This is a genomic window from Caldimonas brevitalea (assembly GCF_001017435.1).
Taxonomy (GTDB): Bacteria; Pseudomonadota; Gammaproteobacteria; order Burkholderiales; family Burkholderiaceae_C; genus Caldimonas; species Caldimonas brevitalea.
Map to the genome: position 1 here is coordinate 2,217,179 of NZ_CP011371.1, position 21,631 is coordinate 2,238,809.

A 21,631-nucleotide genomic window follows, 5' to 3' on the forward strand; every position below is an offset into this window, starting at 1 on the left:
GCGCGAAGCCGGGCAGATACCGGGTGGTATCTGCCCGGCTTCGCAACGCGGCGATCGCCCCGTTTCGGCCCGCCCCGCAGGGGTTCGGCCAGATGGCGCACCCGCGATCATCACCATCTGACCGAATCGAAATGCCACGTATTTCTGAGACAGGACACTAGGAGCCCGGCTCGTCATCCACGCTGGCGCTCCAGCGGTTCCAGTCGGCCAGCTGGCGCCGGTCGCGTTTGGTCGGACGGCCCTGGTCGATGCTCTGCGAGGGGTCGGCCAGGAAACGCCGGTTCTTGGCGAACTCTTCGCGTGCCTTCACGCTTTCCGGCGTTTCTTCATAGAGCTGTTGTGCGACCGGCGCGGGCCCGCGGACATCGCTCAGCCCGCGCACGACGACGGTGCGCTGCACCTGACCCTGGCGCAGGCTCACCGTGTCGCCCACGCGCACCTCGCGCGAAGGTTTGGCCGCCAGCTGGTTGACCTGCACCCGCCCTTTGTCGATCTCGTCGGTGGCGAGCGACCGGGTTTTGAAGAAGCGCGCGGCCCACAGCCACTTGTCGAGACGAACACCTTCCATGGCCGCTATTGTCGCGCGCCCGGCGGCGCCGGTGGCGACGGCGTGGGGAAGACCACCACGGCGTCCAAACCCGCGCAGCGGCCTTGCTCGCTGCGGTTGTCCAGCGTCAGCTGGGCGCCCAGCGACTGGCAGATCTCGCGGCAGATCGTCAGGCCCAGCCCGCTGCCGCTGTTGGGGTGGCTGGTGTGGAACGGCTCGAACAAGTGCTCGCGCTGCGCGCTGCCGATGCCGGGCCCGCTGTCGCGCACCAGCAGTCGTGCGCGCGCTGCGTGAGAGGCGACGACCACCTGCAGCAGGCCGCCGGGCGGCGTTTCGCGGATGGCGTTGTGCAGCAGGTTGCGGGTCAGCTCCTGCAACATCCAGTGGTGGCCGCGCACCGGGGCCGCGTGCGCGTCGAGCTCGAAGTCCAGCTGCCGGTCGGCGATCAGCGGCGACAGGTCGAGCGCGACGTCGCGCACCACCTCGGCCAGGTCGAGCACCTCGGTCTGCGCCTGCCCGTGCACCTGCTCCACCTTGGCCAGCGCGAGCATCTGGTTGGCCAGGGCCACCGCCCGGTCGACCGTCTCGCTCATCGCTTGCAGCGTCTGGACCGGGGGCACGTCGCCGCGCAGGCCGTTTTGCACCTGCGCCTTGAGCACGGCGAGCGGGGTGCGCAGCTGGTGGGAGGCGTCGCGCACGAAGCGCAGCTGGTGGCCGACCAGGCGCTGCAGGCGTTGCATCAGGTCGTTCAGCGCGGTGACCACGGGCTGCAGCTCGCGCGGGGTGTCAGCGGCGACCAGCGGCGACAAATCGGCCGCATTCCGAGACAGCAGCTGCCGGCGCAGCGACTGCACGGGCCGCAGCGCGCGCGTGACGACCAGCGAGGCGACGCCCGCCACCACCGCGATCAGCAGCGCCTGGCGCCACAGGGTGTCGACCAGGATCTCGCGCGCCAGCTTCTCGCGCACCTCGAGTGTTTCGGCCACTTGCACCAGCGCCATCCCGCGTGCATCGCGCGAGGCCACCGGCTGGTAGAGCGCGGCCATGCGCACCGTCTCGCCGCGGAACTGCACGTCGTAGAAGTCCACCAGCGCCGGGTAGGCGGTCTGCTGGGGGATGCGGCCGCGGTACACCGGCAGGTCCTCGTACCCCGACAGGAATTGCCCGTCGAAACCGTTGATGCGGTAGTACATGCGCGCGTTGTTGGAGGCTTCGAAGATCTCCAGCGCTGCATAGGGCACCTCCACCACCAGCCGGCCGTGTTGCAGCTGCAGCAGCTCGCCGATCGAGCGGGCCGACGCGAGCAGCGAACGGTCGTAGGCCAGGTTGATCGAGGCCAGCGCGCTGCGGTAGAGCGTGACGGTGTCGACCACGACGAACAGCGCGATCGGCGCGATGATCCACGCGAGCAGGTAGCGGCGCAGCGAGTGCGGTGCGCGCAAGATCAGCTCCGCGATCAGTGAGACGCCGGCTCGGCCTTGAGCAGGTAGCCGAGCCCCCGCAAGGTCACCAGCGACACGCCGGAGCCGGCGAGCTTCTTGCGCAAGCGGTAGGCCACCACCTCGATGGCCTCGAACTGGATCGCCGACTCCATCGGGAACACCAGCCGAAACAGCCGCTCCTTGGGCACTGCGTGCCCCGGCTTGGCAATCAAGGCCTTCAGCAAGGCCTGCTCGCGCGGCGTCAGGTCGAGCACCTCGTTGCCGAGGTAGAACGCGCCGGAGTCGCGCTCGAGCCGCAGCCGGCCGCACTGCAGCGCCATGTCAGCGTCGCCGTGCGCGCGGCGCAACAGGGCCCGCACGCGTGCCTCCAGTTCGTCGAGGTCGAAGGGTTTGGCGAGGTAGTCGTCGGCGCCCGCGTTGAGCCCCTGGATTCGGTCGCCCACGGCACCGCGGGCGGTGAGCACGAGGATGGGTGCGGTGACCCCTTGCGCGCGCGCCTTCTGCAGCACCGCCAGGCCGTCCATGCCGGGGATGGTGAGGTCCAGCAGCGTCAGGTCGGGTGGGGCATGGCGCAGCCGCTGCAAGGCGTCGGTGCCGTTGCCGCACACCTCCACGTCGAAGCCGCGCCGCTCCAGGGCCAGGTGCAAGGCCCGGGCCATCGAATCGTCGTCTTCGACCAGCAGCAGTTTCATCCCCTGAGTGTGCAACGAAGCGCGGGGGCCTGCCTCGGCACTTCCGAGGGGGCGACCGACAGCTGTTTGACAGCCAGGCGGGCCCATTCGACAGGCGCCTGACAGACGCGGCGCAGATCCCCGGGCTTGCCCTGATCGTCTCGTGGTGGGGGCGCGCGCACGATACCTGCTCGCCAACCAGAGCTATCAAGAGGAGATCCCCATCATGCGTCGAACCTTCCTGCAGCGCCTCGCGCTGTGCGCCGTCAGTGCCGTGTTCGGCTCGTCCGCCGCGCTGACCTCGACCGCCGCCCAGGCGCAGGACAGCTTCAAGATCATGATCGGCGCCAACCCGGGCGGTGGCTACGACCAGACCGGCCGGGGCTTGGGCAAGGCCCTGCAGGAGGCCAAGGCCGCCAGCTCGGTGACCTATGAGAACAAGGGCGGGGCCGGCGGCACCATCGGCCTCGCGCAGTTCGTCAACGCCACCAAGGGCGACCCCAACGCGATGATCGTGGCCGGCGCGGTGATGGTCGGCGCCATCGTGCAGAACAAGCCGCCGATCACGCTCGAGAACGCCACACCGGTGGCGCGCCTGCTGGCCGAGTACAACGTGTTCGTGGTGCCGGCCAACTCGCCGTTCAAGACGATGAAGGACGTGGTCGACCAGCTGAAGAAAGACCCGGCGAGTGTGAAATGGGGTGGCGGGTCCAAGGGCTCGGTCGACCATGTGAGCGTCGGCATGATCGCGCGTGAGGCCGGTGTGGACGTCGCGAAGATCAACTACGTGCCGTTCAAGGGCGGCGGCGAAGCGACCGCCGCCATCCTGGGCGGTCACGTGAGCGTGGGCACCAGCGGCTATGCCGAGCTGGAGGAGTTCATCAAGGCCGGCAAGATGCGCGCGCTGGCCGTGACCGCGCCGCACCGTCTGCTGGGCAGCAACGTGCCCACGCTGCTCGAGCAGGGCCTGAACGTCAGCATCGGCAACTGGCGGGGCGTCTATGGCGCCTCCGGCATCACGCCGCAGCAGCGTCAGAAACTGGTCGACGCGGTCACCCGCGCGACCAAGACCAAGGCCTGGTCCGACGCGGTGGGCGCCAACAAATGGACGCCGGCGCTGCTGACCGGCGACGAGTTCGCGCGCTTCGTCGACGAAGAGCATGCGCGGCTGCGCGCCTTGATGGTCAAGCTCGGCATGGTCTGACCCATGCCGTTCGGGCCCCGGCATGTGGGGCCTGTGAGCCGCCCGCTGCGCCCAAGGCGCGGCCGCCGGCGCGAACGGGACATTCTTCGATGAAGCACCTCTCTCAACAGCTGGTCGGCCTGGGCGCGATCGGGCTCGGCGGCCTGATCGCCGTCGGCAGCTTCGCGCTGAACGACGAGGCGGGCTACGCCGGCGTCGGGGCGGCGTTCATGCCCCGCGTGGTGGCTGCGGCCCTGGTGCTGTGCGGCTTGTGGCTGGTCTACGAGGCGGCCAGCGGCGGCTTTCGGCAGATCGAAAACCACGACGAGACCGCGCGGCCCGACTGGCGCAGCCTGGCCTGGCTGTCCGGCGGCCTGCTGCTCAATGCCGCACTGATTTCGCGTGCCGGTTTTGTCGTCTCGTGCGCACTGCTGTTCGTGCTGGCCTCGCGCGGGTTGCGCCAGGCGATGGGGCAGGCCACCGGGGCCGGGCAGCTACTGCGCGACGCGGCGGTGGGCGCGGCGATCTCGCTGCCGACCTACTGGCTGTTCACCAAGGGCCTGGGCCTGGCCTTGCCGGGCCTGACGACCAGCGGCTGGATCTGAGCGAGCGGCAAAACCATGGAACTCTGGCAAAACCTCTTGGGTGGCTTCGCCACCGCGGCCACCCCGGTCAATCTGATGTGGGCCTTCATCGGCTGTTTCGTCGGCACTGCAGTGGGCGTGTTGCCGGGCATCGGCCCGGCGCTCGCGGTGGCCATGCTGCTGCCGCTGACCACGCAGCTCGAGCCGACGGCTTCGATGATCATGTTCGCCGGCATCTACTACGGTGCGATGTACGGCGGCTCGACCACTTCGATCCTGCTCAACACGCCGGGCGAGACCGGGACCATGGTCACCGCGCTCGAAGGCAACCTAATGGCCAAGAGTGGGCGTGCCGGCGTGGCGCTCGCCACGGCGGCGATCGGCTCGTTCGTGGCCGGCTCGATCGGCACCGTGCTGGTGACATTGTTCGCGCCTGGCATCGCCGACTACGCCTTGCAGTTCGGCCCGCCGGAATACTTCGCGTTGATGGTGCTGTCGTTCACCACCGTCTCGGCAGTGCTCGGCAAAAGCACCTTGCGCGGGCTCACCAGCTTGTCGCTCGGCCTGGCCATCGGCCTGATCGGCATCGACCAGATCTCGGGCCAGGCGCGCTACACGCTGGGGGTGCCCGAGCTGGTCGACGGCATCGAGGTGGTGCTGGTCGCGGTGGGCTTGTTCGCGGTGGGCGAAACGCTCTACCTGGCGCTGTACCAGGGTCGCGACCGGGAAACGCGCAACGTCATGTCGCGGGTGCGGATGAACGCGAGCGACTGGCGGCGTTCGGTGCCCGCGTGGCTGCGCGGCACGCTGCTGGGCTTTCCGTTCGGGGCGGTGCCGGCCGGCGGCACCGAAATTCCCACCTTCATCTCGTACGGGCTGGAAAAGAAGCTGTCCAAGCACAAGGACGAATTCGGCACGGTGGGCGCGATCGAAGGGGTGGCCGGCCCGGAGGCGGCCAACAACGCGTCGGTGACCGCCACCATGGTGCCGCTGCTGACGCTCGGCATCCCGACCTCGACCACCGCCGCCATCATGCTGTCGGCGTTCCAGAACTACGGCATCCAGCCGGGGCCGACGCTGTTCCAGACCTCGGCGACGCTGGTGTGGTCGTTGATTGCGTCGCTGTACATCGGCAACGTGATGCTGCTGGTGCTCAACCTGCCGTTGGTGGGGCTGTGGGTCAAGCTGCTCAAGATCCCCAAGCCGGCCTTGTATGCGGGCATCCTGATCTTCGCGACGGTGGGGGTCTACGGCATGCGGCAGTCGGCCTTCGACCTGGTGCTGCTGTACGGCGTCGGGCTGCTGGGCGTGGTGATGCGGCGCTACGACTTCCCGGCCGCGCCGGTGATCGTCGGCATGATCCTCGGGCCGATGGCCGAGGCGCAGTTGCGCAACGCGATGTCGATCGGCGAGGGCCGCTGGAGCGTGTTCATCGAGCGGCCGCTGTCGGCCACGCTGCTGGCGGTGTGCGTGCTGGTGCTGGTGTTGCCGCGCCTGGTCAGGCGCTGGGCCGCGCGGCGCGCTGCCTTGGCGCCGGCGCCGGTGGCGCCTTGATGCGGCGGGTCAGGCCGCCGCGCCGAGACGCCGCGCCCGCTCGCGCTGCTCGGCCAATTCGGACGCCTCGCCCGCTTCGGCCCGGGTGGGCCAGCCGGCCAGGTGTTGCTGCGCGATGCCGGTCAGCGCCAGCATCCATTCATGCTGGTCGTTCAAGCAAGGGATGTAGCGGAACTCCTGCCCGCCGGCGGTCAGGAAGGCCTGGCGTCCTTCCATCGCGATCTCTTCCAGGGTTTCGATGCAGTCGCTGACGAAGCCGGGGCACATCACGTCGACCCGCTTGACGCCGGCCTTGCCCAATTCGTGCAGCGTCGGCTCGGTGTAGGGCTGCAGCCATTCGGCGCGGCCGAAGCGGCTCTGGAAGGTCACCTTGTACTGCGCTTCCGAGAGCCGCAGGCGGGCCGCCAGCAGCCGCGCCGTCTTGTGGCACTGGCAGTGGTAGGGGTCGCCCAGCGTCAGCGTGCGCCGCGGCACACCGTGGAAGCTCATCACCAGCTGCTCGGCCTGGCCGTGCTCGGTCCAGTGGCTGGCCACGCGCTTGGCCAGCGCTTCGATGTAGAGCGGGTGGTCGTGGTACTGGTTGACGAAACGCAGCTCGGGCAGGAAGCGGATGTTGCGGCCCCAGGCGGACACCGCATCCACCACGCTGGCAGTGGTGGTGCCCGAGTACTGGGGATAGGCCGGTAGCACCAGCACGCGGGTCACGCCGGCGGCCTTGAAGGCGTCGAGCCGGCTGGCGATGGAGGGCTGGCCGTAGCGCATCGCGTAGTCGACCTTGACCGCGCTGTGGCCGCGCTCGCCCAAATAGCCCTGCAGCAGCTTGGCCTGCTTGTCGGTCCACACCCGCAAGGGTGAGCCTTCGGGTGTCCAGATGCTGGCGTACTTGGCCGCGGACTTGGCGGGCCGGGTGCGCAACACGATGCCGTGGAGGATCGGCTTCCACACCGCACGCGGAATCTCGACCACGCGCGGATCGCTCAGGAACTCGCCCAGGTAACGCCGCAGCGCGGGTGCCGTGGGCGCGTCGGGCGTGCCCAGGTTGCACAGCAACACGCCGGTGGCGTCAGGCTGGCCGTGGGCGTGAGGGGGTTCGGGGCGAAAGCGCATGGGCAGGACACCAGGAGGGTAGGGCGCCGATTATTCCCGAGCCCCGCCACAGCCGCCCGGCCGCGCGTCAGCCGCCCCGCACCCGGTGCGGGGACAGCTGCTCGACCTCGGCGATCACCTTGGCGACCTCGATCGGCTTGGTCCAGTAGCCGCGGAAGCCGGCGTCCATCGCACGCTGGATGTCTTCGGGCATCGCATCGGCCGAGCACATGAAGGCCGGCACGTCGGTCAGCCCATGCTGTTCACGCAAACACTTGAAGACATCGAAGCCGCTCATGCCGGGCAGGTGCGCATCGAGCACCAGCACGTCGGGGCGGAAGTCACGCACCATCTCGAAGGCCTGCGGCCCGTCCTCGGCGATCATCAGGTCGACGTAGCCGGTCAGCTTCATCGCCTCTTCGAACAGCAAGGCGTTGATCGGGTTGTCCTCGACGTAGAGCATGCGCACGTGATCGGTCTCCTGGTCCGGGTTCGGGGAGTGCTCGGCGGGCGCGTCCAATTCGAGGGGCGAGACGGCCGCGGCATGCTCGGCCAGCGGCAGCATCAGGGTGACACAGGTGCCGACGCCCGGCTCGCTGCTGACCTCGATACTACCGCCCATCTCCTCGATCAACCGCTTGGCGATGATCAGGCCCAGGCCGGTGCCCTCGATCGGCGACGTCTCGCGGCCCAGGCGTTCGAAGGGCTGGAACAAGCGGGCCAGCTGGTCGGGCCGCAAGCCTTCGCCGGTGTCCTCGACCAGGATGTCGATGGCGTCGCCCTGGCGGTCGCCCAGGCCCACGCGCACCGAGCCGTCGGGCCGGTTGTACTTGACGGCGTTGGAGACGATGTTGATCAGCACCTGGCGCAAACGCTGGCCATCGGCGAGCACCATCACGTCTTCCTGCACACGGTTGTCGAAGCTCACCGCGGCCGCCATCGCGGCCGGCTCGAGCAGCTCGAGCGTCTGTTCCAGCGTCTTGCGCAGCGACACCGGCGCGATCGCGATCGACAGCTGACCGGCCTCGACGCGCTGCAGGTCCAGCACGTCGTTGATCAGTGCCAGCAGGTGCTGGCCCGCCTGCAGCATGTGGTCGGCGTAATGGCGCACCTGCGAGGGCGGGGCATCGGTGGCGCCGAACTTGAGCAGCTGCGAGAAGCCGATCATGGCGTTGAGCGGCGTGCGCATCTCATGGCTCATGCGCGACAGGAACTCGGTCTTGGCGCGGCTGGCCAGCTCGACCGCCTGCTTGTCGCGCAGCGCCTTCTCGGCGGCTTTCAGGCGCGTGATGTCGGAATAGGTGCCGACGATGCGCAGCGCGCGGCCCTGCTCGTTGCGCAGCACCACCTTGCCGCGCTCGAACACCCACAGGTAACGGCCGTCGCGGTGGCGGATGCGGTGCTCGGACTGGTAGACGGTGGTGTGGTCCTTCAGGTGCAGCTCGAGCTTCTCGAGCACGTGGGGCAGGTCGTCGGGGTGCAGCCGGCCCGACCACTCGTGCGGCGCGTCGCTCAGCTCGTGTTCGGCGTAGCCGAGGATTTCCTTCCAGCGGCGCGAGAAATAGACGCGGTCGGCCACCACGTCCCAGTCCCACACGCCGTCGCCGCTGCCTTCCAGCGCGAACTTCCAGCGCTGCTCGCTGAGCGACAAGGCCTGCTCGGCCTGGCGCTGCTGGGTGATGTCGCGGAAGGTCACGACGGCCGACAGGGGCTTGTCTTCCGGCGCCATGCGCAGCGGCTGGGCGCTGACCCCGAGCCAGCGCAGCTGGCCGTCGCGCCGGCGCAGGCCGAACACGCGCTCGGCCACCGGCTCGCCCGACTGCAGCGTCATCGCCACCGGGTGCTGCCCGGGCGGCAGCGGTTGCAGCGATTCGGTCAGCAGGTCCAGGCCGGGCGCCATCACCAGTTCGTCCATCGACGCGTCGAGGATGCGGCAGGCGGCCGGGTTGACGGCGACCACATAGCTGGCGCTGGTCACCACCATCAGGCCGTCGCTGATCGACAGCGCCACCGAACGGTACAGCTCTTCGCTCAGGCGCAACCGGTCGGCTGCGGTGCTGCGCTGCGTGATGTCGGTCTGCACGCCGATGAAATGTGTGACCCGGCCGTGCGGGTCCTGTACCGGCGCCACGTGCAGCTCGTTGATGAACCGCGAGCCGTCCTTGCGGTAGTTGTTCAGCACCACGGTGCAGGAATGGCCCTTGCGCAGCGCCGTGCGCAAGGTCTCGAGCCCCGGCTGATCGGTGTCGCTGCCCTGCAGCACGCGACAGTTGCGGCCCAGGATCTCGTCGCGGCTGTAGCCCGTCAGCCGCTCGAAGGCGGCGTTGACGTAGATCAGCGGCTGGCCCGGTGCGAGCGCGTCGACGACGCTCATCGGCAGTGCGGCCTCGGCGTCGATAGCGCGTTGCATGATCTGCAGGTCGCGCTCCATCGTGCGCAACTCGGTCAGGTCGCGCACCAGCAGCAGCACCTGGGTGTCCGACATCGGCATGAAGCGGCCCTCGAAGGTCCGCAGCGTGTCGTCCTCCGGGGTCAGCTCGTATTCCACCCGTTGCACCGAGCGTTGTTTCAACGCGCGTGTCAGCGCGGCGCGGTGCAATCGCGCCACCCGCGGGGGCAGCACTTCGTCGAGGCGGCGGCCGCGGGCATCGTCGAACGGGAACGGCTGCACCTGGTGCGCGCCGCTGCCGCTTTCCAGGTACCGGCCGTCGGCGTCCAGCACGAACCAGAGGTCGGGCAGGGCCTGCAGCACCGCCGCGGTGCGGGCTTCGGACTCGCGCAACTGTGCCTCGCGCAGCTGCTGCGCCTCGCGGGCCTGCTTCTGAGCCACGACTTCTTCGGTGATCACCCGGGTCGCGCCGCGGTAGCCGCGGAAGACGCCGGCAGAGTCGAACACCGGCAGGCCGCTGATCGACACGGTCAGCCGGCCGCGCGGCGTGTCGCGGTCGGCGATCAGGTTGCTGAAGGGCTCATGACGCTCGCGCGCGGCCAGGTAGGCCTGGTAGGACGTCTCGTGTTCGAGGTCGGCGCGCCGCACCAGGATGTCGCGCGCCCGGAAGCCGACCTCCTGATGCGCCTTGAGGCCGGTGTGGTCCTCGAGCGTCGCGGACGCCCAGGTGAGGACACCCTCGGCGTCGGTTTCCCACAGCCAGTCGCTGCCGGCGCGGCTGGCGGTGCGCACGCGCGCTTCCTGCAAACGCCAGCGCTGCTCCTTGAGGCGCGCTTCGAGCATTTCGCTGACCAGCCGGCCGACATCGCGCAGGCCGGCCTGCATGGCGGCATCGAACGGGCGAGGGTGGGTGTCCAGCACGCACACCGAGCCGATGCGGCGGCCTTCGACGCTGACCGGCACGCCGAGGTAGGCGCGCACGCGAGGCACGCCGGTGACGAAGGGGTTGTCGGCGAAGCGTGGGTCCCGCGGCAGGTCTTCGATCGCCAGCACGTCTTCGCTGAGGATGGTGTAGTTGCAGAACGCGTGCTCGCGCGGCATTTCGCAAATCGGCACACCCTGCACCGCCTTGAACCACTGGCGGTCGGCGTCGAGCACCGTGAGCATGGCGATCGGTGCGTCGACCAGGGTGGCCGCCAGCCGGACCGCCGCGTCGAAGCAGGCCTCGGCAGCGGTGTCGAGGATGCGCAGTTCGCGCAGCGTTTGCAGGCGCTGTGCTTCGTCGGCGGGGAGAACGGGGGCGGTCATGCAAACAGGAGGGACGGAAGGGGGCCGCCGGACTATAGGACATGGCAGAGCTTCCCCTGCGGTCGCGACCCGCGCGTTGTGGCCGGATTCGCGCAGAAATCGACTCAAAACTCGGGTACCGTAGCGCCTTTCGTCCCGCTGGACCCCGACGTGGCGCCCGTTCTTGCCCTCACCCTCGACCTCGACGACACCTTGTGGCCGATCTGGCCGGCGATTGCACGCGCCGAAACCGTGCTGCATGCGTGGCTGTCACGGGCAGCGCCCGCCACCGCCCGGCGCTTCGACGTCGCCGGGCTGCGCGGCTTGCGCGAGCGCGTGGCGCACGAGCACCCCGAGTGGTCGCACGACCTGACGCAGTTGCGGCTCGAGAGTCTGCGCCTCGCCTTGCACGACGCTGGCGACGACCCGGCGCTGGCCGTCCCGGCTTTCGAGGTGTTTTATGCCGAACGTCAGAAGGTCGACGTGTTCGCCGACGTCGAGCCGGCGCTCGACCGCCTGGCCGCGCGCTTCCCGCTGGTCGCGCTGAGCAACGGCAACGCCGACCTGGGGGTGGTCGGCCTGGCGCGCTGGTTCGCCGACAGCGTGACCGCGCGCAGTTTCGGCGTCGGCAAGCCGGACCCGCGCATCTTCCACGAGGCCTGCCGGCGAGCCGGCGCCGCCGCGGACCGGGTGCTGCACATCGGCGACGATCTGGCGCTGGACGTGCAGGGGGCGCTGGGCGCGGGGTTGCAGGCGGCGTGGGTGGTGCGACCGGAGGTGCATCCGGCGCCGGAGGCCGCGCCGGCCGGCACGCACCACGTTGTCACCGATTTGCTGCAGTTGGCCGAGCGGCTGGGCGCTTAGGGCCCGTCACGCCATCGGCGCAGGCGACTGGCTGGAGTAGGAAATCACCTCGAAGTGCACGCAGGCCGCCTTGGGGTCGACCGGGGAGGCGCCCAGGCCGATGACGCCGCTGCCGTGCAGCATGCAGACGCCGCGGCGCAGCACGATCACCTCGCCACGGCCGTTGAACTGCACGTAGCTGCCGTTGCTGCTCTGGTCGGACAGGTGGAAGTTGCCGCCATGCCACTCGATGCGGGCATGCAGCCGGGAGACCCGCGCGTCGTCGATGCAGAAGGTCGACTCCGGGCTGCGGCCGAGGATGACGGGCGTCTGCTGGCTGGAGAACAGCTGCTGCGGGGCGTCGCCCGCCAGTGCGAGGCGGATGCAATCGGCGTAGGAGGTGTCGGTGAAATCGGCGAAAAACGTCGAAACGCCGGTGCCCTGGTGGCGCGCCTCGAGCCGGAACACATGGCAGGGCTCGCTGCGGCCGCGCAAATGCAGCCGCTCGAGACTGCGAAAACGGGCCTGGTTGGCCTCGTCCAGCCCGTCGTACACGGCGCCGGTGATCAGCACTTCGTTGTCGCCGGCGTGGTCGAGCAGCCGGGCGGCGACATTGACCGCATCCCCGAAACAGTCACCGGCGACCTCGACGATCTCGCCATGGGCGAGCCCGACGTAGAGCTTGAGGGCGGGGGTGCCGGTGTCGGCCTCGGCGAGGATACGGTCGATCGACTCCTGCATGCCGCACGCAGCGTCCACCCCCGCCTGAGGCCCCTCGAACACGGCCATCAGCCCGTCGCCCAGTGTCTTCACGACATGGCCACCGAGCCGGGTCACGACGTTGCACAACAGGCCGATGGTCTGCGTGACGATCGTCGCCGCCTGTGCATTGCCGAGCGAACCGTAGAGCGCCGTGCTGCCACGTAAATCGGCAAACAGGACGGTGCGGTCGCTAGAAGGGGTCATCGTACGGGGCCGGGGTGGCAAGCCAGGACGCGAGCAGTGTAGCCCGCCAGGGGGTCAATCAAAAACGGCCCGCGCTCTTTAAAGCACGGGCCGTTGCGCGCAAGGCGAAGTTGTTACAACGTGTCGATCAGAGGTTGTCGAGGTAGGTGCGCAGCTTGTCCGAGCGGCTCGGGTGCTTGAGCTTGCGGATCGCCTTCGCCTCGATCTGGCGGATGCGCTCGCGCGTCACGTCGAACTGCTTGCCCACTTCTTCCAGCGTGTGGTCGGTCGACATTTCGATGCCGAAACGCATCCGCAGCACCTTGGCCTCGCGCGGCGTCAGGCTGTCGAGGATCTCCTTCACCACGTCGCGCAGGCCGGCCTGCATCGCGGCTTCCACCGGCGCCGTGTTGTTGGTGTCCTCGATGAAGTCGCCCAGATGGGAATCGTCGTCGTCGCCGATCGGCGTTTCCATCGAGATCGGCTCCTTGGCGATCTTCATGATCTTGCGGATCTTGTCCTCGGGCATCTCCATCTTCTCGGCCAGCGTCGGCGCGTCCGGCTCGTAGCCGAACTCCTGCAGGTGCTGGCGCGAGATGCGGTTCATCTTGTTGATCGTCTCGATCATGTGCACCGGGATGCGGATGGTGCGGGCCTGATCGGCGATCGAACGCGTGATGGCCTGCCGGATCCACCAGGTCGCGTAGGTCGAGAACTTGTAGCCGCGGCGGTATTCGAACTTGTCGACCGCCTTCATCAGGCCGATGTTGCCTTCCTGGATCAAGTCGAGGAACTGCAGGCCGCGGTTGGTGTACTTCTTCGCGATCGAGATCACCAGGCGCAAATTGGCCTCGATCATCTCTTTCTTCGCGTCACGAGAGGCCTTCTCGCCCTCGTTCATCTTCTTGTTGATTTCCTTCAGGTCCTCGATGGGCACCACCGCGCGCGCCTGCAGATCGATCAGCTTTTGCTGCAGTTCCTGGATCGCGGGCAGGTTGCGGCTCATCACGGCGCTGTAGGGCTTGCCGGACGCGACTTCCTTCTCGGCCCACTTCAGGTTCAGCGCGTTGGACGGGAAGGTCTTGATGAAGTGTTCCTGCGGCATGCCGCACTTGTCGACCACGATCTTGCGCAGTTCACGCTCATAGCGACGGATGTCGTCCACTTGCGAGCGCAGGATGCCGCACAGCTTCTCGATGATCTTGACCGTGAAGCGGATGCTCATGATCTCGGCGCTGACCGCCATCTGGGCCTTGTTGTAGGCCGGCGACTTGTAGCCTTCCTTCTCGTAGGCCTTGCGCATCTTGTCGAAGTGCGCCGACAGCTGGTCGAACTTCTCGAGTGCCGCGTTCTTCAGCTCTTCGAGCTTCTTGGTCAGCGCCTTGGAGCCGCCGTTGCCGTCGTCGTCGTCTTCTTCGTCGAAGAAGTCGACGTCTTCCTCGGCCACGTAGTCGTCGGCCTCGTCTTCCGAGACGAAACCGTCGACCACCTCGGAGATCTGCATTTCGCCGGCGCGGATCTTGTCGGCCAGCAGCAGGATCTCGGCGATCGTCGTCGGCGACGCCGAGATGGCCAGCATCATCGCCTGCAGGCCGCCTTCGATGCGCTTGGCGATCTCGATCTCACCTTCGCGCGTCAGCAGCTCGACCGTGCCCATTTCGCGCATGTACATGCGCACGGGGTCGGTGGTGCGGCCGAACTCGGAGTCGACCGTCGACAGCGCGGCTTCGGCTTCTTCCTCGGCTTCTTCCTCGGTGGCGGTGTTGGTCGCGCCACCGGCGATCAGCAGCGTGGCGGCGTCGGGTGCCTGCTCGTAGACCGCGATGCCCATGTCGTTGAGCATGGACACGATGGCATCCATGATCTCGGTCTCGACCAGCTTCTCGGGCATGTGGTCGTTGATTTCCGCGTGCGTCAGGAAGCCGCGGGTCTTGCCCATCTTGATCAGGGTCTTCAGCTCGGAACGACGCTTGTTGACCTCTTCTTCGGTCAGCATCGTTTCGTCGAGGCCGAATTCCCGCATCAGCGCGCGTTCCTTGGCGCGCGAGACCTTCATGCGCAGCGGCTTGGCCTTGGGCTTGTCTTCGCCGACGGACGTGTCCTCGGCCTCGACCTCGACCTCGGCGTCACCTTCGAGGTCGGATTCGACGTCCGAGAAATCCTCTTCGGCGTCGAAGCCTTCTTTCTTCGCGGCGGTGGCCGTGGTCGTCTCGGCCTTCGGCTTGCGCCCGCGTTTGGCCTTGGCCTTGCCGCCGTCGTCACCGACCTCTGCCGCCGGCGCCGCCTTGGCCGCGCGGGCGGGCTTGGCCGTCGCCTTGGCGGTGTCGTCTTTCACGGCCGCTTTGCTCACCTTCTTCTTTTCTTCGGCTGCGGTGGCATCGCCGGTCTTAGCGGTTTTCGCGGGGGCGCTTTTCTTCGCGGTCATGGACTTCCTCGGATGGGTCAGGGGCTCAGGCGGGCCAGGCGGCACGAGACGCGGCTCGAACCGGGCCGGGCCCCTGTGTGTCGGGCAGGCAGAATGGGCCGATGGCACTCGGACCGATTAGATGGGGACATCTGGTCGGGGCTCAAGCGTCGGCTCCTATGGGGCAAGCTGGCGTGAACGTATGTCGAGGGCAGCCCTTGCGGGTAATGGGTGGCCTGTTGTCGCCCTTGTCGAGGGTGGCCGGGGCCCGGAGGTGCTGCTGTCACTCTTGCCGCGCGTCTAACAAACCTTCCATTATCGACGAGACATTTCGTTTCGTCAAATGGGAGCAACCCGCGGCTCAGCGAGGCGCGGCGCTGCTGAGCGATTTTCGCAGGGCTTCGATGGCCTGGCGGCGGCTGATGACGCGGTGGAATACCTCGGCATAGGCGTCGCGTGCGGTCGGGTCTTGGGCCAGGCGGTCGGCCTCGAGTTTGTCGGCCGCCAAATGCAATTCGTCGAGTGCGATGCGCAGTTCGACGCGCAGCAATTCCTCGGTCGGCTGCTCGGTGGCGATGGCATCGTCGACCAGGCGGCGGGCGAAATCGCCGAAGGCCTGCTCCTGTACGGCTTCGCGCACGGCCGACCACGGCTGCGGGCCGTGTTCCATGGTCTGCTGCTCGATCCAGCAGAACAGCGGGCCGTGCGGCGCGGGCAGTTCGGCCAGCAGCCGGTGGTCGTCGGCGGGCAAGGATTCCCACCAGCCGGTGTGTTCGAGGATGAGTCGGGCGGCATGGTCGGCGTGGGTGCTGGGCTGGCGCTTGGTCGCGTGGCGTGGCGGGCGGGCGGGGCGGTCCTCGCGCGACGGACGTCGCCAGCCCTCCTCGCGCGGCCGCGTGCCGCCGTCGGGCCGGGCGTCGCCGGTGGCTTCGTCGTGCCGCGCCCGCGGGCGCTCCTGCCCCTGTTGCCACAAACCCAGCACGTCTTGTGCCGACATCTCGGCGCGGGCGGCCAGGACGGCCACCAGCTGCCGCTTCAGCGCTCCCTCGGGCAGTAGCGACCACAAGGGCCGGGCCGCCGCGAGCATCTGCGAGCGGCCTTCCAGCGTGTCGAGTCGGCAGCCCTCGGCCGCGGCCTCGACCAGCTGGCGCGACAACGGCACGGCTTGTTCGACCTGCTCTTGGAAGGCCTCGGCGCCGAATTCGCGCACGTAAGAGTCGGGGTCGTGCTCCGGCGGAAGGAACAAGAAGCGCACGTTGCGCGTGTCAGTGGCGTGGGGCAGGGCCGCTTCCAGCGCCCGGCCGGCGGCCTTGCGCCCGGCGGCGTCGCCGTCGAAGCTGAATACCACCGAGTCGGTGAAGCGGAACAGCTTGTGGACGTGGTCGGCGGTGCAGGCGGTGCCGAGCGTCGCGACGGCGTTGGGGAACCCGAGCTGGGCCAGCGCGACGACGTCCATATACCCTTCGACCACCAGCGCATAGCCCAGCTGGCGCAGCGCGGTGCGCGCCTCGTAGAGCCCGTAGAGCTCGCGGCCCTTCACGAATACCGGGGTCTCGGGGGAGTTGAGGTACTTCGGCTCGCCCTGGTCGAGCACCCGGCCGCCGAAACCGATGGTCTCGCCCTTGACGTTGCGGATCGGGAACATCACCCGGTCTCGGAACCGGTCGTAGCGCTTGACGTCGTCTCCCTCGCCCTGCGCGATCACCAGCCCCGAGGTTTCCAGCAGCGGATCGTCGTAGCGCGGAAAGACGCTCGCGAGCCCGCGCCAGCCCTCCGGCGCATAGCCCAGCCCGAAGCGGGCTGCGACCTCGCCCGTCAGGCCCCGGCGCTTCAAATAGTCGACCGCACGCGGACTTTGCTTGAGCTGTTTGCGGTAATGCTCACCCGCCTTCGCCAACACCTCGGTCAGCGTGGCCTGCTGCTCGCGCGCTTGTGCGGCCTGCGCGCGCTGCTCGGGCGAGGTGTCGTCCTGTGGCACCTCGAGCCCGCATTGCTGCGCGAGATCTTTCAAGGCGTCGACGAATCCCAACCCAGTCTGTTCCATCAGGAAGTCGATCGCGTTGCCATGGACACCGCAGCCGAAGCAGTGGTAGGTCTGGCGGGTCGGGCTGACGGTGAAGCTGGGGGTTTTTTCGCCGTGAAAGGGGCACAGCCCCTTGTAGTTGATGCCGGCCTTCTTGAGCTGCACATGGCGGCCGACGATCTCGACGATGTCGACACGGGCGAGCAGGTCTTGTTTGAAGCTGGGCGGGATCACTTCCGCAGTCTACCGAACTGCCCGGGGGCGCGGTCGTTGCCGCGGGCCTCGTCGGCGGGCCCGCGGTGTCGCTGCGGAAGTAGTCGAAGTACAGGGTTGTCGGCCTCGTGCCTCGGCGGGCTCACCGGGGAAAGAGAGCCTGCAGGAACAGGCTCGGAACCCTGAGGAAGTTCGGAGGAGCCGTAGTCAGACTACTCACATCGGCCACCTATGGAGACGTCTGCGCGCCCCGCGTCAGTCTCCCATCACCACACCTTCACGACGCGGATCGGCGCCGCCGAACCAGCCGTTGGGCGTCCGCTGGATGGCCTGCAGTCCGCTGGTCATGTTGGTCTCGCGCACCTCGTGGCCGCGCGCTTTCAGCCCGTCGAGCGTGGTGGCGGGGAAGCGCTTTTCCTCGAGCAGGGTCGGGCCGTTGGTGGAGCCGAAATTCGGCAACCCGATGGCCTGTTGTGCGTTCAGACCCCAGTCGAGTGTGCCCAGCAGCGTCTTGGCGGTGTAGTGGATGATCTGCGCCCCGCCAGGCGAGCCGGCGCTCATCACCAGCTGGCCGCTGGCCTTGTCGAACACCAGGGTGGGGCTCATGCTGGAGCGCGGCCGCTTGCCCGGCTGCACGCGGTTGGCGACCGGCTTGCCGGTGGCATCGGCCGGCGCGAACGAGAAGTCGGACAGCTGGTTGTTCAGCAGGAAGCCGCGCACCATCTGGCGCGAGCCGAACTGGTCCTCGATGCTGGTCGTCATCGCGATGGCGCGACCGTCGGCATCGACGATCGAGATGTGCGAGGTGCCGTACTCGAGCTGGTCCGGCTGCGGCGCCCAGGACACGGTCGCGCCTCGCGGCGTGCCCGGTTGGGCCGTCTTCATCGACTGCGGGCCCACCAGCGCGGCGCGCTCTTTCAGATACGTGGGGTCGACCAGGCTGTGCCAGGAGCCTGCCGGCGGAGAGACGAAATCGGGGTCGGCCACATAGAGGGCGCGGTCGGCGAACGCCAGTCGGGCTGCCTCGGTGTATTGGTGCAGCAGGTCGACGCTGGGCACGTCGGCCTCGAGCGGCTGCGCCACCCGCGGCAGGTGCGCCATCACGCCGAGGATCTGGGCCACCGCGATGTGGCCCGACGAAGGCGGCGGGAAGCCGCACAACCGATACCGTTGCCAGTCGGTGCACAGCGGCTCGCGCTTCTTGGGCTGGTAGCCCGCCAGGTCCTCCTCGCTGAGGCTGCCGGGGTTGGTCGGGTGGCTGCGCACCTTGGCCACGATGTCGCGCGCGACCGGGCCGCGGTAGAAGGCGTCGGCGCCTTGTTTGGCGATGTCGCGCAGCAGTTCGGCCAGGGCAGGGTTGCGCACCACCATGCCGGCGTCGCGCGGGTCGCCGTCGGGCTTGTAGAAATAGCGGGCGGCGCCTTCGTCTTTCTTCAGGTGCTGTTCGGTCTTGAGCAAAGTGTTCAGCCGGGGGCTGACCTTGAAGCCGTTTTCGGCCAGCGCGATGGCCGGCTCGAACAGCGTGGCCCAGGGCAGCTTGCCGTGCTGCCGGTGTGCCGTCTCGAGCATGCGCAGCACGCCGGGCACCCCGACCGAGCGGCCACCGACCACCGCGTCGTAAAAGCTCATCGGCTTGCCGTCGGCGCCCACGAAGAGCTGCTCGTTCGCGGCGGCCGGGGCGGTTTCGCGGCCGTCGAAGGCCTCCAGTCGACCACCGTCCCAGTGCAGCAGGAAGGCGCCGCCGCCCAGGCCGCTCGATTGCGGCTCGACCAGCGTCAGCACCATCTGCACGGCAATCGCGGCATCGAGCGCGGAGCCGCCGGCCTTCAGGATCTGGTAGCCCGCGTCGGTCGCGAGCGGGTTGGCAGCGGCGACGGCAAACTTGCGGGTGCTCCAGCCGGGCTTGTCGATGTAGCCGGAGGCGGCCTCGGGCTGCTCGGGGGCGGTGTACTTGAAGTCGGCCCGGGGCGCCGGGCCGGGGCCGGTGGCGCAACCGGCGACGAGCAGGGCGGCAGCCGCCAGGGGGGCGAGCGACAGGCGCAGCGTCATGGGTGGGTTCCTCGTGCGGGCGGTTCACGGTGCCGCCCGAGCGAGCGACAGGCGACAGGGGTCGCCGGATGATACGGGGCCCCGAAGGTCTGCCAGGGTGTCGAAGGGTTACGTTTTGCCAGGATTCAGCGCGGCGCGAGCCGGATGGCGCCGTCGAGGCGGATCACCTCACCGTTGAGCATCTCGTTGGTGATGATCTGATGCACCAGCTTGGCGTAGTCGTCCGGTCGTCCGAGGCGGGACGGGAAGGGCACGCTGGCGGCCAGCGCATCCTGCACCTCCTGCGGCATCCCGAACAGCATCGGCGTGCCGAAGATGCCAGGGGCGATGGTCATGTTGCGGATGCCGCTGCGGGCGAGGTCGCGCGCGATCGGCAAGGTCATGCCGACGATGCCGCCCTTGGACGCCGCATAGGCCGCCTGGCCGATCTGGCCGTCGTAGGCGGCGACCGACGCGGTCGAGACCAGCACGCCCCGTTCGCCGGTGGCCTCGGGCTGGTTGCGGCTCATGGCCTCGGCGGCCAGGCGGATCATGTTGAAGCTGCCGATCAGGTTGATGTTGATCACCTTGGCATACAGCGCCAGCGGGTGGGCGCCATCCTTGCCCACCGTCTTCGCGGCCGGGGCGACACCGGCGCAGTTGACCAGGCCGACCAGCTTGCCCAGGCCCGTGGCCTTGGCGACAGCGGCCTGGCCATCGTCTTCGCGGGTCACGTCACAGCGGACGAAGGCCCCGCCCAGCTCTTGCGCCAGCGCCTCGCCCTTGTCGGCCTGGAGGTCGGCAATCACCACCTGGCCGCCTTCGCGCGCGAGCATGCGGGCGGTGCCCTCTCCCAGCCCGGACGCGCCTCCGGTGACGATGAAAACCTTACCTTGGATGTCCATGTGCTCTCGCTCCTGTGTCACGGCACGGCTTGCGGCCCTGCCGGGATGTCGATCGGAACGTCGACGTTGACCTTGACGTTGACGTTGACGTAAGCGTCAATTGTGAACGATGCCGGGCCGGGGGCCGGTGTGCCGGTCGGTGCGTCGAGGGAAAACCATGACCAGGGCTGCCGGTCCGGGCCGGCTTGCCGGCAAAATGCCGGGGCAGGCCGTTGAGACAGGCTGTTTGCAAGAGGCTTCAACAGGGAGACATATGTCGGCGTTCGAGCGCATGGGGGACGGCAGGCGTAGGGCGGCCAGGCCGGTGGGGCCGCACGCCTTCGAGCGGCCGGTGCAGATCCGGTTCTCGCATTGCGATCCGGCGGGCATCGTGTTTTTCCCCCAGTACCTGGTGATGCTGCAGAACCTGATCGAGGACTGGTTCACCGAGGGGCTGGGGCAGCCGTATGCGGAATTGCTCGGCCCGCGGCGCCTGGGCCTGCCGACGGTGAGCCTGGCCTGCGAGTTCGCAGCGCCGAGCCGCCTGGGCGATCAGGTGATGCTGGGCCTGACGCTGGACAGGATCACGGCCTGTTCGATCGAGCTCAGCCTCGGCTGCCGTTGCGGCGAGCAACAGCGCATGCGCGCCCGGCAGACGCTCGTGACGGCCGCGCTCGACGGCCAGCGGGCGGTGCCCATCCCCGACGACGTGCGCGAGGCCCTCGAGCGCTTTTTGCAGCAGCAGCCCGTGTCGAGGTGACCGTGGCGCGGTCAGACGGCCAGCCGCTGGTGCCGAAAAAATGGCCGCCCGATGAGGCGGCCTTGTTTGGCGATGCGGTGGCCCGCGCCGCTGTCAGCGCAGCGCCTCGAAGGCGCGTGCGGTGATCTCGTCGACGTGGCCCATGCCGCTGATCTTGCGGTACTTCGGCGCGTTGGCGTCGCCGGTGGCGGCCCACTGCGAGTAGTAATCGACCAGCGGCCGGGTCTGGCTCTGGTAGACCTCGAGGCGCTTCTTGACGGTGCCTTCCTGGTCGTCATCGCGCTGGATCAGGTCTTCACCGGTCACGTCGTCCTTGCCCGGCACCTTGGGCGGGTTGAACTTGACGTGGTAGGTCCGGCCCGAGGCGGGGTGGACCCGGCGACCGCTCATGCGCTCCACGATGGCGTCGTCGGGCACGTCGATCTCGAGCACGTAATCGAGCTTCACGCCGGCCGCTTTCATCGCGTCCGCCTGCGGGATGGTGCGCGGGAAACCGTCGAACAAGAAGCCTTTGGCGCAATCGGGCTGGGCGATGCGCTCCTTGACCAGGCCGATGATGATGTCGTCGCTCACCAGGCCGCCCGAATCCATCACTTTTTTGGCCGCCACACCGAGCGGCGTGCCTGCCTTGACGGCCGCGCGCAGCATATCCCCTGTAGAGATTTGCGGGATGCCGAATTTCTGGCAGATGTATGCCGCCTGCGTGCCTTTACCTGCGCCTGGCGCGCCCAACAGAATCAATCGCATGGGTTCCTCTGGAAGATTGTCGGTGGGCAGGGTCGCCCGGC

General features: G+C 68.4%; 16 protein-coding genes. 5 read left to right on the top strand and 11 right to left on the bottom strand.

Annotated features, from left to right (window positions below):
* Positions 1–157 precede the first annotated feature (157 nt).
* The 3 genes from AAW51_RS09660 to AAW51_RS09670 are packed head-to-tail and all read right to left on the bottom strand — an operon-like array spanning position 158 to position 2,681.
* Positions 158–568 carry an RNA-binding S4 domain-containing protein gene (locus AAW51_RS09660; protein WP_047194444.1) on the bottom strand — a complete coding sequence of 137 codons (411 nt, stop codon included), beginning with the start codon at positions 566–568 and terminating at the stop codon, positions 158–160.
* A gap of 5 nt (positions 569–573) precedes the next feature.
* The gene (locus AAW51_RS09665; RefSeq protein WP_047194445.1) at positions 574–1,989 is read right to left on the bottom strand and encodes a sensor histidine kinase; all 1,416 of its coding nucleotides are present in this window, start codon (positions 1,987–1,989) and stop codon (positions 574–576) included.
* Positions 1,990–2,003: 14 nt separating this feature from the next.
* On the bottom strand, positions 2,004–2,681 hold the full coding sequence (locus tag AAW51_RS09670) for a response regulator (protein ID WP_047194446.1): 678 nt from the start codon (positions 2,679–2,681) through the stop codon (positions 2,004–2,006).
* Between the two features lie 205 nt (positions 2,682–2,886).
* Between AAW51_RS09670 and AAW51_RS09675 the strand changes: the two genes are divergently transcribed.
* The 3 genes from AAW51_RS09675 (at position 2,887) to AAW51_RS09685 (ending at position 5,981) form a co-directional block, all read left to right on the top strand.
* Positions 2,887–3,864, top strand: a complete 978-nt coding sequence (locus AAW51_RS09675; RefSeq protein WP_047197611.1) for a Bug family tripartite tricarboxylate transporter substrate binding protein — start codon at positions 2,887–2,889, stop codon at positions 3,862–3,864.
* 89 nt (positions 3,865–3,953) lie between these two features.
* Entirely contained in the window at positions 3,954–4,448 is a 495-nt protein-coding gene (locus AAW51_RS09680; protein ID WP_047194447.1) for a tripartite tricarboxylate transporter TctB family protein, read from the top strand.
* A 15-nt stretch (positions 4,449–4,463) separates the two neighbouring features.
* Positions 4,464–5,981, top strand: coding sequence for a tripartite tricarboxylate transporter permease (locus AAW51_RS09685; RefSeq protein ID WP_047194448.1), 1,518 nt, complete (start codon positions 4,464–4,466; stop codon positions 5,979–5,981).
* Positions 5,982–5,990: 9 nt separating this feature from the next.
* Here the strand turns inward: AAW51_RS09685 and hemH are convergent, their stop codons facing one another.
* Together hemH and AAW51_RS28020 are read right to left on the bottom strand one after the other, a co-directional pair.
* The gene (gene hemH / locus AAW51_RS09690) at positions 5,991–7,088 is read right to left on the bottom strand and encodes a ferrochelatase (RefSeq protein WP_047194449.1); all 1,098 of its coding nucleotides are present in this window, start codon (positions 7,086–7,088) and stop codon (positions 5,991–5,993) included.
* A gap of 67 nt (positions 7,089–7,155) precedes the next feature.
* Positions 7,156–10,764 carry a PAS domain S-box protein gene (locus tag AAW51_RS28020; RefSeq protein ID WP_053013458.1) on the bottom strand — a complete coding sequence of 1,203 codons (3,609 nt, stop codon included), beginning with the start codon at positions 10,762–10,764 and terminating at the stop codon, positions 7,156–7,158.
* A gap of 150 nt (positions 10,765–10,914) precedes the next feature.
* Between AAW51_RS28020 and AAW51_RS09700 the strand changes: the two genes are divergently transcribed.
* Positions 10,915–11,607: an HAD family hydrolase gene (locus tag AAW51_RS09700; RefSeq protein ID WP_238947810.1), complete on the top strand. Its 693-nt coding sequence runs from the start codon at positions 10,915–10,917 to the stop codon at positions 11,605–11,607.
* A 6-nt stretch (positions 11,608–11,613) separates the two neighbouring features.
* On the opposite strand, the gene AAW51_RS09705 is transcribed toward AAW51_RS09700, so the two are convergent.
* From AAW51_RS09705 to AAW51_RS09725, 5 genes are all read right to left on the bottom strand, one after another.
* A complete protein-coding gene (locus AAW51_RS09705; RefSeq protein ID WP_047194450.1) occupies positions 11,614–12,552 on the bottom strand; it encodes an adenylate/guanylate cyclase domain-containing protein in 939 nt (312 codons plus the stop codon).
* A 127-nt stretch (positions 12,553–12,679) separates the two neighbouring features.
* Positions 12,680–14,956: an RNA polymerase sigma factor RpoD gene (gene rpoD, locus AAW51_RS09710; RefSeq protein WP_047194451.1), complete on the bottom strand. Its 2,277-nt coding sequence runs from the start codon at positions 14,954–14,956 to the stop codon at positions 12,680–12,682.
* A gap of 340 nt (positions 14,957–15,296) precedes the next feature.
* Positions 15,297–17,192 carry a DNA primase gene (gene dnaG / locus AAW51_RS09715; RefSeq protein ID WP_047194452.1) on the bottom strand — a complete coding sequence of 632 codons (1,896 nt, stop codon included), beginning with the start codon at positions 17,190–17,192 and terminating at the stop codon, positions 15,297–15,299.
* 234 nt (positions 17,193–17,426) lie between these two features.
* On the bottom strand, positions 17,427–19,220 hold the full coding sequence (gene ggt / locus AAW51_RS09720) for a gamma-glutamyltransferase (protein ID WP_047194453.1): 1,794 nt from the start codon (positions 19,218–19,220) through the stop codon (positions 17,427–17,429).
* A gap of 125 nt (positions 19,221–19,345) precedes the next feature.
* On the bottom strand, positions 19,346–20,104 hold the full coding sequence (locus AAW51_RS09725) for a 3-hydroxyacyl-CoA dehydrogenase (protein ID WP_047194454.1): 759 nt from the start codon (positions 20,102–20,104) through the stop codon (positions 19,346–19,348).
* 271 nt (positions 20,105–20,375) lie between these two features.
* Here AAW51_RS09725 and AAW51_RS09730 point away from each other — a divergent pair, with 271 nt between their 5' ends.
* Complete coding sequence (locus tag AAW51_RS09730) at positions 20,376–20,843, top strand: acyl-CoA thioesterase (RefSeq protein WP_047197614.1); 468 nt, start codon at positions 20,376–20,378, stop codon at positions 20,841–20,843.
* Positions 20,844–20,936: 93 nt separating this feature from the next.
* Here the strand turns inward: AAW51_RS09730 and adk are convergent, their stop codons facing one another.
* A complete protein-coding gene (gene adk / locus AAW51_RS09735) occupies positions 20,937–21,590 on the bottom strand; it encodes an adenylate kinase (protein WP_047194455.1) in 654 nt (217 codons plus the stop codon).
* Positions 21,591–21,631: the final 41 nt, after the last annotated feature.

What these genes read in the sequence shown, in the direction of transcription:
- AAW51_RS09660 (WP_047194444.1), bottom strand. Translation starts at nt 568, where the DNA reads ATGGAAGGTGTTCGTCTCGACAAGTGGCTGTGGGCCGCGCGCTTCTTC.
- AAW51_RS09670 (WP_047194446.1), bottom strand. Translation starts at nt 2,681, where the DNA reads ATGAAACTGCTGCTGGTCGAAGACGACGATTCGATGGCCCGGGCCTTG.
- AAW51_RS09675 (WP_047197611.1), top strand. Translation starts at nt 2,887, where the DNA reads ATGCGTCGAACCTTCCTGCAGCGCCTCGCGCTGTGCGCCGTCAGTGCC.
- AAW51_RS09680 (WP_047194447.1), top strand. Translation starts at nt 3,954, where the DNA reads ATGAAGCACCTCTCTCAACAGCTGGTCGGCCTGGGCGCGATCGGGCTC.
- AAW51_RS09685 (WP_047194448.1), top strand. Translation starts at nt 4,464, where the DNA reads ATGGAACTCTGGCAAAACCTCTTGGGTGGCTTCGCCACCGCGGCCACC.
- hemH (WP_047194449.1), bottom strand. Translation starts at nt 7,088, where the DNA reads ATGCGCTTTCGCCCCGAACCCCCTCACGCCCACGGCCAGCCTGACGCC.
- AAW51_RS28020 (WP_053013458.1), bottom strand. Translation starts at nt 10,764, where the DNA reads ATGACCGCCCCCGTTCTCCCCGCCGACGAAGCACAGCGCCTGCAAACG.
- AAW51_RS09705 (WP_047194450.1), bottom strand. Translation starts at nt 12,552, where the DNA reads ATGACCCCTTCTAGCGACCGCACCGTCCTGTTTGCCGATTTACGTGGC.
- rpoD (WP_047194451.1), bottom strand. Translation starts at nt 14,956, where the DNA reads ATGACCGCGAAGAAAAGCGCCCCCGCGAAAACCGCTAAGACCGGCGAT.
- ggt (WP_047194453.1), bottom strand. Translation starts at nt 19,220, where the DNA reads ATGACGCTGCGCCTGTCGCTCGCCCCCCTGGCGGCTGCCGCCCTGCTC.
- AAW51_RS09725 (WP_047194454.1), bottom strand. Translation starts at nt 20,104, where the DNA reads ATGGACATCCAAGGTAAGGTTTTCATCGTCACCGGAGGCGCGTCCGGG.
- AAW51_RS09730 (WP_047197614.1), top strand. Translation starts at nt 20,376, where the DNA reads ATGGGGGACGGCAGGCGTAGGGCGGCCAGGCCGGTGGGGCCGCACGCC.
- adk (WP_047194455.1), bottom strand. Translation starts at nt 21,590, where the DNA reads ATGCGATTGATTCTGTTGGGCGCGCCAGGCGCAGGTAAAGGCACGCAG.